This window comes from Cellvibrio sp. pealriver (assembly GCF_001183545.1).
Classification (GTDB): Bacteria; Pseudomonadota; Gammaproteobacteria; order Pseudomonadales; family Cellvibrionaceae; genus Cellvibrio.
The window spans coordinates 363,762-375,957 of sequence record NZ_KQ236688.1 but is presented as its reverse complement, the minus strand read 5'-3'; the positions used below and the strand labels follow the sequence as shown (position 1 = coordinate 375,957).

The window sequence follows — 12,196 nt, the reverse complement described above, 5'->3', positions numbered from 1 at the left end:
CGAAAAAAATCAAACGAAAACACCCATGAATTTACGACATATAATTTTTTTGATTACCAGATGATCATAAGGGATCAGGCTAAAAACATTGCGTATCTGACAAAAAATGGAATTTTAAAATCTAGTATCATGAGAGTTATTTTAAATAATAAATTTCTCTGCATCATTTGATCGATGCTTACATCATCATGTAAAAATAAAAATCCATAATATTTTTTCGCTTTTCTACAGAATGAAAAACGAATCGGAAAATAAATACCCCTAAAATTAAACTTCAAGTTTCTGCTTATAACTTTTTAGTAATTCGATAAAAAAATTAATCGTGCGAACGCAAATAAGTTCTTATAACTAAAAAATCTGAATATTTGCCGTATTTTTGTGCAGATTTTTTACAAAAACTTACGAAATCGCGCGTTTTTGTGCGCAACATTGGACCTTAAATAAGGCCTGAAATCACATTTTTTTACTTTTTTTCGACCGTTTGTCGGCTTCTTTTCATATACACAAATCTGCTGTATCCCGCACCAGATCTGGCCCCAACACCAAAAGGTCACTTTTTAGCCAAAACCGCTAGCCCATATATGCTCAAAAAACAAGCTAGGCACACAAAAAAAGTGCCTATACCATGGCGGGGTATTTGCACGGGTCATTAATGGATTGGATTCGGCATGAATGCGCACACACGAAGAGAACACCCTTTCGGGCGTTGCAGTTCAGCAACCGGAGTAACCCCTTATGGAAATTCGCAAACCATCAGTGTTAGTGATTAAGTCCATCCTGACGAGCCTTGTTGTCGGCACGTCATTGTTTGCCAGCAGTGTTTTGCTGGTACGCAGCACCCCCCCAACCCAGTTGGAAAAGGTGCTGGAAGCAGGCGAGTTGCGCATTTTATCAAGCAACGGCCCTACTACTTATTACGAAGGCTCCAATGGCCTCACAGGTTTTGAATATAGCCTTGTAAAAGGCTTTGCGGATTCGCTCGGCGTAAATCTGGTCATTGAAGACCAGCCCAACCTTGGCCAGATGCTCGATAGCGTTGCCGCGCAGCAAGTGGATTTCGCCGCTGCTGGCCTCACTGCCCTTGAAAGCACCGATACTACACTGCGCTTTTCCACGCCTTTTATGCAAATTACCCAGCAGCTGGTCTACAACAGCCGCCTACCTATGCCTGCCAGCATTAAAGACCTCAAGGGCAAGAAAGTGCTGGTGATTGCCAATCCATCGCACTGGGCGCGTTTGCGCAAGCTGCGACAAGACTTCCCTTACCTCCAGTGGCAGCCACTGGAAAACGCCGAAATGATCGATCTGCTGGATATGGTCAATAAAGGCGAAGCGGATTATGCCGTGATCGACTCCAGCGCCTATGACCTTAATCGTTATTCTTATCCCAAAGCCCGTCTGGCGTTTGATGTAAGCGACCCACAACCTTTAGCCTGGGCATTCCCGGCACAAAAAGACAACAGCCTGTTCGATGCAGCCCAAAAATACCTGAACAGTATTAAAGCCGACGGCTCACTGGCTAAAGTGACCGAAGAATTTTTTGATCGCCATATAGAAGAGGTCACCACCGGCGAAGCCATGGCCTTTACCTATCGGCTGGAGCAACGCCTGCCGCAATGGATTGAGGACATGAAACTCGCTGCGGACAAGTTTGATCTTGACTGGCAATTACTGGCAGCAATTAGCTATCAGGAGTCGCACTGGAAAGCCGATGCTCGCTCTCATACCGGGGTTCGCGGCCTGATGATGCTAACAAAAAACACTGCAAAAGCCGTGGGTATCAAAGACCGCGAAAATCCCCAACAAAGCATTTATGGCGGTGCCAAATACCTGCGTATGTTATTGGAGCGTTTACCCGAGCGAATTGAAGAAGAAGAGCGTCTGCACTTTGCCCTCGCGGCCTACAACCAAGGGCTTGGCCACCTGGAAGATGCACGCGTGCTAACCGAACGCATGGGCGGTAACCCAAGCAAGTGGGAAGATGTGCGCAAATACATGCCACTGTTATCGAAGCAGCAATATTACAGCCGCGCCAAACATGGCTATATGCGCGGCTGGGAACCAGTCAAATTTGTCGATAACGTTCTTAACTACTATAAAATTATTGCTTGGCATCAGCAGCAGGAAGAATTCCGCATTGCAACCACTGGTGCAGGTAGTCGATTGTCCGCCAATACCCGCCAAACAGGTGATGACAACCAGAACAGTACATCCACTCACCAGGAAACAGGTACAGCGATTTCTGTGCTTTAACCAGTCAACTTACTTCCCAAGCTTCCATTTCAAACTGCCGCCTCTGCGGCAGTTTTTGTTTTAGCTGCAAGATCAGGACATTGAAAAGGCAAGGGAGTAGAATGGCGACCTATCAAATAGCAGCCGATCGATGACCGCCCCATGATTCCACGTATTGACCAGACATCTCCCGTCCAATCGCTCTACCTCAGCTTCATCAACGCCCTGCGCGATGCCGGCTTTAGCGGCGACTTGAACCCGGACTATGCCAATCGCACCGTATTAGCGACCGATAACTCCATTTATCAAGTGTTGCCGCAAGGCGTGCTCTACCCGCGTGATACCGCTGATCTGGTGCGTATTGCCAAACTCAGCCAGGAACCGCAATTCCAAAATATCGTGCTCAGCCCGCGCGGTGGCGGTACTGGTACCAATGGTCAATCGCTGACCGATGGTTTGGTAATAGACACATCCAAATACATGAACCAGATTCTGGAAATCAATGTTGAAGAGCGCTGGGTGCGCGTTCAATGTGGTGTCGTCAAAGACCAACTGAATGCGGCGATCAAACCGCACGGATTATTTTTTGCTCCGGAGCTTTCCACCAGCAATCGCGCGACCATCGGCGGCATGATCAATACCGATGCATCAGGCCAAGGCTCTTGTCGCTATGGAAAAACCCGCGATCACGTATTGGAATTAACAACCGTACTGCTCGATGGCACCGAATGGACATCGTCCGCAATTGATGAAAAGACGCTGGAAGATTTATGGCGGCGCGAAGACCGCGTGGGCGAAGTGCACCGCGTTATTGATGCGATCCAACGTGAGCATCATGCGCTTATTGAACAAAAGTTTCCCAAATTAAATCGCTGCCTCACCGGCTACGACCTGGCACATATCCGCGATGAACAGGGGCGATTCAATCTCAACAATATTTTGTGCGGCAGTGAAGGCACGCTCGGTTTTATCACCGAGGCGAAAATCAATTTATTGCCTATTCCAAAATGTAGTGCGCTGATTAATGTGAATTATCGCGATTTCAACGTCGCGCTGCGCGATGCCACGCAACTCATGAAAGCCGATCCAACCTCTATCGAAACCGTCGATTCAAAAGTATTGAATCTGGCGATGAACGATATCGTATGGCATAGCGTGTCTGAATTTTTCCCTGCACCGGAAAGCGGTGAAAAAATCCAGGGAATCAATCTGGTTGAATACACGGCTGATTCCGATGATGCACTCAAAGCAGATGTAAAAAAACTGACTGATTTATTAGACCAAGCAGCGCAAGACAGCAGCACAGGGCGCATTAGTTACTCCATCGCATGGGGTAATGATGCGGTCAATAAAATCTGGGGAATGCGCAAAAAAGCCGTGGGACTACTCGGTAACGTCGAAGGAGAAATCCGCCCGGTTCCGTTTGTTGAAGACACCGCTGTACCACCGGAAAACCTGGCGGATTTTATTTTTGAATTCCGCGCAGTGTTGGATGAGCACAAACTAACCTATGGCATGTTCGGCCATGTAGACGCAGGTGTTTTGCATGTGCGCCCGGCGCTCAACATGAAAGATCCTGCACAAGAAAAGATGGTGCGTGTAATTACCGATAAAGTGGTCGCACTTACCCAAAAATACAATGGCCTGCTGTGGGGTGAACACGGCAAGGGCGTTCGCTCGGAATATGCGCCGGCATTTTTTGGCGAGCTCTATCCACAAATTCAACGCATCAAAGCCGCGTTTGACCCGCGCAACCAATTAAATCCCGGAAAAATTGCGACACCATCTGCTGATATCGCATTGTTAAAAATTGACGGTGTGCCAACACGCGGCCAGATCGATAGAAAAATTCCGGTACAAGTATGGGAAGGTTACAGCGAAGGCATGCACTGCAATGGCAATGGCCTCTGCTACAACTGGAATCCGAATGATGCTATGTGCCCGAGCTGGAAAGGCACACGCGAACGCAAACATTCACCGAAAGGCCGTGCATCATTAATGCGTGAATGGCTCAAACAAATGAGTGAACGCGGCGTTAACGCAGTAGAAGAAAGTAAAAAACTCAAGCGCGCCAGCTTTGTGTTTGGCTTACCTGCACGTGTAATCAATACGCTCGGTAAGCGCAAGGGCGAATATGATTTCTCTCATGAAGTACACGATTCCATGATGGGCTGTCTTGCGTGCAAGTCCTGCGTTGGTCAGTGTCCTATCAAAGTGGATGTGCCAGAATTTCGCGCAAAATTTTTGGAGCTTTATTACAGCCGCTACTTGCGTCCGTTAAAAGATTATTTCATCGGCGGTCTGGAATTTATGATTCCTACACTCGCTAAAATGCCTTGGGCATACAACCTGGTGATGAAGCCGCAATTTATGCAACGCTTTATGGCGCGCTTTATCGGTATGGTAGACAGCCCGCTGTTAACCGGTATCAACTTACACACTGCAGCGCAAAAGCTCGATGTAAATTACGCCACCCTTGAAAACATCGCACAACTGTCTGCCAGTGAAAAATCCCGCGCAGTTATTTTGGTGCAAGATGCCTTCACCAGTTATTTTGAAACACCGTTGGTGATTGATACATTGACACTGCTTAAAAAACTGGGCTTTGTTCCCCTGCTCGCCCCCTTTAAACCGAATGGAAAGCCTTTACAAGTCCACGGCTTTTTAAAAGCGTTTGCCAAAGCCGCCGATGCAAATGCAACACAATTGAACGGTCTTGCCTCTTCGGGAATTCCATTAGTTGGTATAGAGCCCGCAATGACGTTGGCTTACCGCGCGGAATATAAAAAAGTATTAGGCGATAACGCACCCAAAGTGCAACTAATACAGGAATGGCTGGCCAAACAAAGCGAGCAGCTCAGCGAAAAAACACGCGAGTTCAAAAGCGCCGATTTTTCACTGCTTGCGCACTGCACCGAAAAAACCAATGCCGTAAGTTCGATTAAAGATTGGCAGACCATATTCAACACACTGGGCCAAAAACTGAATGTGATTGAAACCGGTTGCTGCGGCATGGCAGGCACGTATGGCCACGAAACCAGCAATGTGGAAACCTCCAAAAAAATCTACTCACTTTCCTGGTCGCAAGTTGTTAACAATCCCGCAAACAGTGGAAAGTTAACTGCCACCGGTTACTCCTGCCGCAGCCAAACCAAGCGCATTGATAACCTAAAGCTGCCGCACCCGGTACAAATTTTATTGCAACAACTTCTGTAACACTCATTACTACCATCACTGACTGACGAGCCACGACTATGAAATTATTACGCAAATTGTTTGGTGCCAAACCCAAAGTTGAACCCATCAAGGCAGCACCTATTCCGGTAGCAGAACCTAAAGCACCGAAGCCGGTTATTACGCTGGATGTCGTTGAGCAAACCAACGATGAAAGTGAATTACTCAAGTTGGCAAGCGATGGGGCTACCAGCCAATTACGCCAAGCTGCAGCAGAAAAAATTCATAGCCGTGAAATATTGGAACAACTTGCCAAGGTAGTAAAAACCAAAGATAAAAATGTCTTTAAAATCGTAAAAACCAAGTTGGACGTATTTAAAGCAGAAGACGCAAAAATCGCAGAACTGGAAGCCAGCGCAGAACGTATTTGCGAGAAAATTGAACGTCACGCCCAATTCGACGCCGACGCACTCTTCAAAGCCAAACTGGACGTACTGCAAAGTGAATGGGACAATCTTGGGCAGGTTTCCATTATTGTCCAATCCCGCTATCAAGCAGCGCTTGCTGCTTGCGAGGCAAAAATCAACGCACAAGCGCAAGCGATTGCAGATGAAGAAGAAAAACAAGCGCTTGATAAGCAAGCCCTGCAACTGGCCGAAGAAGCACTCTCCAGCTTGAAAAAATTGGCCGCCGATATTTACAGTACAAGCCATGTTGATGATCTGCTGAATGCCAACTATGAAGTAAAAATACACGAATTAAGCAATGCTGTACGTTTGGCTGCGAATCGTCATTTACCGCTGGAAAAACTCACCAAAGAATTTGAACAGCGTAAACAACAAACATTGAATTTGATCGACCAGATCAAAACCTCTGGAACGGTTAAACAGCTGACTGAAAAACTGGAACAAGTAGAAGATTCTGATCTGGTAAAAAGCACCCAGCAGAAGTTGCAACAACTTATGAAATCTGCCAAAGATCTTGGCGATGAATTGCCCGAAGCCTTAACTGAAGCCAAAGCAAAAATGGATGCACTTTGGGCACAGCGCCATCAGGCAGAGCAAGCTGCCAAAAATGCAATGCGCGATTTCAGTGAACTTGCACGCAAGGGTCTATGGGCTGCAGAACAAGGGTTTGTGCGTAAAGCGCGCGCAATCCAAAAAGAACTGCAGGAAAAACGTAGCCAGCTTGCCGACATTCCGAAAGGAATCCAAAACAAAATCGACGACTTTGAAGCGCAGCTAGCCAAACTAGGAGACTGGCATGAATTCGCCGTTACTCCCAAAAAAGAAGCGTTGATTGCGCAAATGCAATCACTGGCAAACAGCAGTATGAACCCTGAAACACTCGCCACCAAAATCCATGAATTACAAGATAGTTGGAAAGAAGTGAGCAAAGGTGTACAGCAACAAGATGACGAACTATGGCAACAATTCCAGCAAGCGTCTGCTATTGCTTACGCACCCTGTAAAGATTTTTTTGAAGCACAAGCTGCAGAGCGCGACAACAATTTGGAAAAGCGCCGCGAGCTGGTTAAACAACTGCAACAATATTTACAGGGTTACGATTTTGCCAATGCCGTCTGGAAAGATGTTGAACAGACATTGAAAACTGCACGCGCCGAATGGCAAAACTATTGGCCTGTACCGCGTAAAGCCGGCAATGAACTACAGAAAGAATTCGAAAACCTGATGGAACAATTGTTCAATAAAATTACCGCTGAATATGAGCAGAACAAAAACGCCAAGCAAGCGTTGGTTGAGCAAGCCCAGTTATTGCTAAACAGTACAGACAGCCGCTCAGCAACGGAAACCGTTAAACAATTGCAAGCTCAATGGAAAGCGATTGGCAAAAGTTGGCACAAAGAAGATCAGCAGCTGTGGCAAGAGTTCCGCAAACATTGTGATGCTGTGTTTGCACTGCGCAACCAGGCGTTTGAAGCAGCTAAAGAACAGCGTCAGGCAATTATTGCCCAGGCAGAACAATTGATTGCACAACTGCACGCTATTGCAGGACAAAGTTTGGAAGCAATTGCGGCGGCAAAAGCCGACATCGATAACATTACCGTTCAATTTAATGATCTGGAACTTCCAAAAGAAGCAGCCAAGCAACTGCACAATAAATTTCATGCAGGCATTGCCGCCATCAACACCCAGCGCAATACCGCAAAGACAAAAGCCGAAGAACAGCGTTGGGCAGATTTGTTCTCTGCTCTGGATGCAACACGTCAATATGAATTGGCAATACTGGCACAACAACCGGCAGAGCAATTGGCAGTGCAAAAATCGGCATTGGATAAGTTACTGGCCGACACACCACGCTGGCCGAATGGCACACTCAGTGCGCTGCAACAACGCTTGGCCAAGGCAAATGAATTGACACGTGAAAGCCAGGCAGCCAACGCTGAACTATTGCGCACACTGAGCATACGCGCTGAAATTGTTACCGGTCAGGAATCGCCCGACAGCGATAAACAAAGCCGCATGGAATACCAAGTCAAACAAATGCAGGTCGCTTTTGGTCAGCGCGATAGCCGCTTCGAGCCATCGTCTTTTCACGCATTGTTAGTCGAATGGATTGGTTTGGGTGGTGTCGCTGACGATACTTACGAGCCACTTTGGAAGCGCTTTGATCACTGCCGTAAACTGGCAGCTCAATCTCAGGATAAATAATCCCGATAAATAAAAAAGGCAGCTCTGCTATTACAGAGCTGCCTGACGGAATATCCGAAAATACAAGAGAGATTCATGTACAACGATAAACACTGCATTACGCAGTCAACGGGATAACTCAAAACTACTTCAAGAAAAAACTGGCGGAAAACTTCCGCCAGAATAAAGGTCAAACACAACCCCTGCTCATTGGAAAATCGGCGATGAACCAATGAACATTGAGTTAATCCTAATCCTTGCATACTAGTAGGTCAAGCTTTTTGTCAAAATGACTTTATGATATTTCAGTTGGTTTTATCGTTGAATATTTGTTTACTAATGATCATCATTAAACCCCAGATTTTGGGGCGGTAATTTTCATGTCATTTGTTGTTTACCCACAAGGTCTGTGGCATGGTTGCCCGGCATCGAGCCCCAGGCCTGAGCTGGTTACGCTGATATATTGAGTATCCGAGGAGATAAACGTGGCTAAACAGCCTGTAATAAATATGCGCCCTGAATCCAAAGGCCTGTCCTTTGACCGCCCCGCGGCCAGCCAGATTTTTGGTTTCATCCGCGACTCCATCATCAGTATGGAGTTACTCCCTGGACAAATGGTGTCGGAGACGGCTCTGGCGCAACAATTTGGCGTTAGCCGAACCCCTGTGCGCGAAGCACTGATCCAACTCGCCAATATTGGTTTTGTAGAGGTGCTGCCCCAACGCGGAACTTATGTATCCAAGTTCAGCATGGAGAAAATTCTGGAAGCGCGTTTTATCCGCGAAGCGCTTGAAGTTGCTGTAGTCACCCAGCTGGCGACCAATAGCGATGAAGCCATTCGTCTTGAAGCAGTTAGTCACTGCGAAAAAATCATCACCGACCAAAAGACCGCCGCCGCCGATGATGATGCACTCGCCTTTCAGAATCTCGACGATGATTTTCATCAAACACTGGCCGGTTTTACCCAATACCCACGTGTAGCGTCTTTTATTGAGGCAGAAAAAGCCCATATGGATCGCGTGCGCAATTTGAGCCTGCATGTGAGCGGCCAGTACAAACGCATTCTCAATCAACACAGTGCGATTATCAAAGCCATCAAAGAAGGTTCAGCCGAAAAAGCGGCAGCGGCAATGAGCGTGCATCTCAAAGATGTATACAACATTCTTGAGGTGATTCCGCAGGAGCACCCGGAGTATTTCGTCTGACTCTTGCTCTGCGTTCACCTACTTTTTCCACATCACCTTTGGTTGCTGGCCCATTCAGCACTGGATAGGCCAAACCCAGCGCGGCAATAATTTTCAAACCGCGCTATCAAATCACTGTCTATACTGCGATGCATGTTGATGATTTGATACTTACCAGAACAAGATGCCGCATTTTTTTACCCGCCCTCCCACAATTGCTACAGGCAAGCCGACATTAGCGGAGCCAGTGCATGCGTTTGCCTAGTTTTTTTGCGCGCGGCAGCACATGGAAATTGCCGGGCTCACTGGCATTACGCATTAAATTACCGCTCTTGCTGCTCGGACTTTCACTGCTGGTCAGTGCCGATATTAACCCGCAAAAAATGCAGGAATCCATGCGCAGCCGTTATGGTGATGACGGTATTGCGCTGCTCGATGCCTGGCAGCGAATGCTGGCCGATGCCAACCGCAATTCCACTGAAGACAAACTCATCCAGGTTAACCAATTTTTTAATCGCCACGTGCGCTACACGGAAGATGTTGTGCTGTGGAAAAAATCAGACTTCTGGGCAACACCATTAGATCTGATGGGCATGCGTGCGGGTGACTGCGAGGATTACACCATCGCGAAATACCTCAGCTTGTTGCAGTTAGGTTTTTCTGACCAACAGTTGCGCTTGATTTATGTTAAAGCGCAAATCGGCGGAGCCCAGAGCAAAATTTTCCAGGCGCATATGGTGTTGGGCTATTACTCAACACCCGATGCAACCCCATTGATCCTCGACAGCCTGATCAACACTATTGAACCTGCAAACCAACGGCCGGATTTGCGCCCGGTGTTCAGCTTTAATAGCGAAGGTTTGTGGGTAGGTAATAAGGAAACCACTGCTGACCCCACTGCACGCTTATCGCGCTGGCGTGACTTGTTGGCACGAGTTCATGAGGAAGGCTTTTAATATGCAAAGAATGCAAATGACAAAAATTGATACCAAAAGGCACAGACCATGTCACTGATAAAACAATTGTGGATAGGCATTATTTTACTGTTGCTATTAGCGCTTGCCGGTAATTTTATTATCAGCATCCTGACTGCAAAAACTTATCTGCAAGAACAATTGCGTTTAAAAAATATCGATAACGCCAACTCCCTTGCCCTGTCTATTTCACAGATGCCAGAGAAAGATCCGGTCACGCTGGAGTTATTGATCACCGCACAATTTGATGCAGGCCATTACGAATACATTCTGTTTCAGGATGCTAACAACAAACCGATTGTCGCACGCAATTTTGAAGATAATGATAAAGATGCGGCACAGGTTCCCGCTTGGTTTGCGCGATGGGTTGCACTGGATGCAGCACCCGGAATCGCGCAAATACAAGATGGCTGGCAACAAGCAGGGACATTACTTGTAAAAAGTCATTCGCGTTATGCAGTGGAAGCACTGTGGAGCAATACACGCAATTTATTGGACTGGTTTATTATCGCAACACTGCTCAGTGGTTTGATCGGTAGTTTCATCCTGAAATATATTTCACGTCCATTGGATTTGATTGTGGATCAGGCCGAAGCCATCGGCCAACGCCGCTTTATTGTCTCGGAAGAACCGAGAACCAAAGAATTTCAGCGTCTGGTTCGGGCGATGAACACCTTATCGCAAGGCGTTAAACAAATGCTGGATAAAGAAGCCCGCCAACTTGAATCACTCAGACGTGAATCGCAGACTGATATGTTGACCGGCCTTGCCAATCGCACCCATTTTTTAAATTTGTTGGATGCCCAATTAACCAGCGAAGAATTGCAATCTAACGGTGTGATGGTAATTGCGCGAGTCATGCAATTACATGACCTCAACAATCGCTTAGGCCATCAACAAGTTGATCAGTTGCTGCGTGCAATTGCCGGAGTATTCAGCGATATCCAAAACAAACATCGCGATAGTTATGCGGGGCGTTTGAACGGCAGTGATTTTAGTTTGCTGATCCCCACCGACACGCCGATTGATATTATCAGCGCAGAAATTTCCCAAGCGCTCAATTTCCAATTGATTGCCGGAGGCTTTGATAAAGTGGCCACACCTTTGGCACTGTGCAGTTTTCATCATGGTGACAAGTGCAATGAAATATTGCACAAACTCGATGGGGCTCTTGCGCAAGCAGAGCTAAAAGGCAATCGCGCTGTTGTGACAATTGCGCCACATCAGATTGATTATGCACAACACAATCTCAGCCAATGGCGCGATGCGATCAGCCATTCCCTATCATCACAGAATCTGTCGCTGGCAAAATTTCCGGTGCGCACAAGCAATCAGGATTTATTGCATGAAGAAGCTGCTGTGCGCTTACAGCTGGATGAAGCATTAAAACCTGCCGGATATTTTATGCCATGGGCAGTACGCTTGGGGCTTATGCCCGATGTCGATATCGCGGTATTAAAACTCGCGCTCGCCGAATTAAACCGTTGCCCGACTCCGCTTTCAATCAATGTGTCGGCGGCATCGCTCTGTAGTGTCAATTTCCGTGAACAAGCAGCTTTATTACTAGCTGAAAACCCCAACTGTAGCGCGCGCTTGTGGATTGAATTTCCTGAAGTCTGCGCACTACGCCACCTGGAAGAGTTGCGCGCTTTTTCAACCCGCTTACGCACACTGGGCTGCCGTGTAGGTTTGGAACACGTAGGTTTGGAATTTACCCAGTTTGCTAATTTACAAGATATGGGCTTGGCCTATTTGAAAATTGATAGCGCCATTGTGCGCGATATACAACACAACATCAGCAGCCAGAGTTTTGTCCAAAGTCTTTGTACACTCGGGCACTCATTGGGTATTCAAATGATTGCCGAAGGCGTAATCAGTGAAGAAGAGCAACAAACGCTGATTAAAATTGGCCTGGATGGATTTACCGGCACGCATATTGTTTAAGTTGGACACGGTTGTGTCACAAATAAAAAAACCGTTG

6 protein-coding genes are annotated in these 12,196 nt (G+C 46.9%); all 6 read left to right on the top strand.

Annotation, left to right across the window (positions count from 1 at the left end; genetic code table 11):
* The first annotated feature begins 735 nt into the window (after window positions 1–735).
* Window positions 736–2,253, top strand: coding sequence for a membrane-bound lytic murein transglycosylase MltF (gene mltF, locus VC28_RS01590; RefSeq protein WP_049629114.1), 1,518 nt, complete (start codon window positions 736–738; stop codon window positions 2,251–2,253).
* A gap of 141 nt (window positions 2,254–2,394) precedes the next feature.
* Window positions 2,395–5,448 (top strand): D-2-hydroxyglutarate dehydrogenase YdiJ, encoded by a 3,054-nt coding sequence (locus VC28_RS01585; protein ID WP_049629113.1) that lies wholly within the window; start codon window positions 2,395–2,397, stop codon window positions 5,446–5,448.
* Window positions 5,449–5,486: 38 nt separating this feature from the next.
* Window positions 5,487–8,078 (top strand): DUF349 domain-containing protein, encoded by a 2,592-nt coding sequence (locus VC28_RS01580; protein ID WP_049629112.1) that lies wholly within the window; start codon window positions 5,487–5,489, stop codon window positions 8,076–8,078.
* Window positions 8,079–8,542: 464 nt separating this feature from the next.
* Window positions 8,543–9,262 carry a GntR family transcriptional regulator gene (locus VC28_RS01575; RefSeq protein WP_231591616.1) on the top strand — a complete coding sequence of 240 codons (720 nt, stop codon included), beginning with the start codon at window positions 8,543–8,545 and terminating at the stop codon, window positions 9,260–9,262.
* A gap of 230 nt (window positions 9,263–9,492) precedes the next feature.
* On the top strand, window positions 9,493–10,197 hold the full coding sequence (locus VC28_RS01570; protein ID WP_082191358.1) for a transglutaminase-like cysteine peptidase: 705 nt from the start codon (window positions 9,493–9,495) through the stop codon (window positions 10,195–10,197).
* Window positions 10,198–10,245: 48 nt separating this feature from the next.
* Window positions 10,246–12,159, top strand: a complete 1,914-nt coding sequence (locus VC28_RS01565) for a bifunctional diguanylate cyclase/phosphodiesterase (protein ID WP_049629111.1) — start codon at window positions 10,246–10,248, stop codon at window positions 12,157–12,159.
* Window positions 12,160–12,196: the final 37 nt, after the last annotated feature.

Coding starts and splice junctions, on each gene's coding strand:
- mltF (WP_049629114.1), top strand. CDS start 736: ATGGAAATTCGCAAACCATCAGTGTTAGTGATTAAGTCCATCCTGACG.
- VC28_RS01585 (WP_049629113.1), top strand. CDS start 2,395: ATGATTCCACGTATTGACCAGACATCTCCCGTCCAATCGCTCTACCTC.
- VC28_RS01580 (WP_049629112.1), top strand. CDS start 5,487: ATGAAATTATTACGCAAATTGTTTGGTGCCAAACCCAAAGTTGAACCC.
- VC28_RS01570 (WP_082191358.1), top strand. CDS start 9,493: ATGCGTTTGCCTAGTTTTTTTGCGCGCGGCAGCACATGGAAATTGCCG.
- VC28_RS01565 (WP_049629111.1), top strand. CDS start 10,246: ATGTCACTGATAAAACAATTGTGGATAGGCATTATTTTACTGTTGCTA.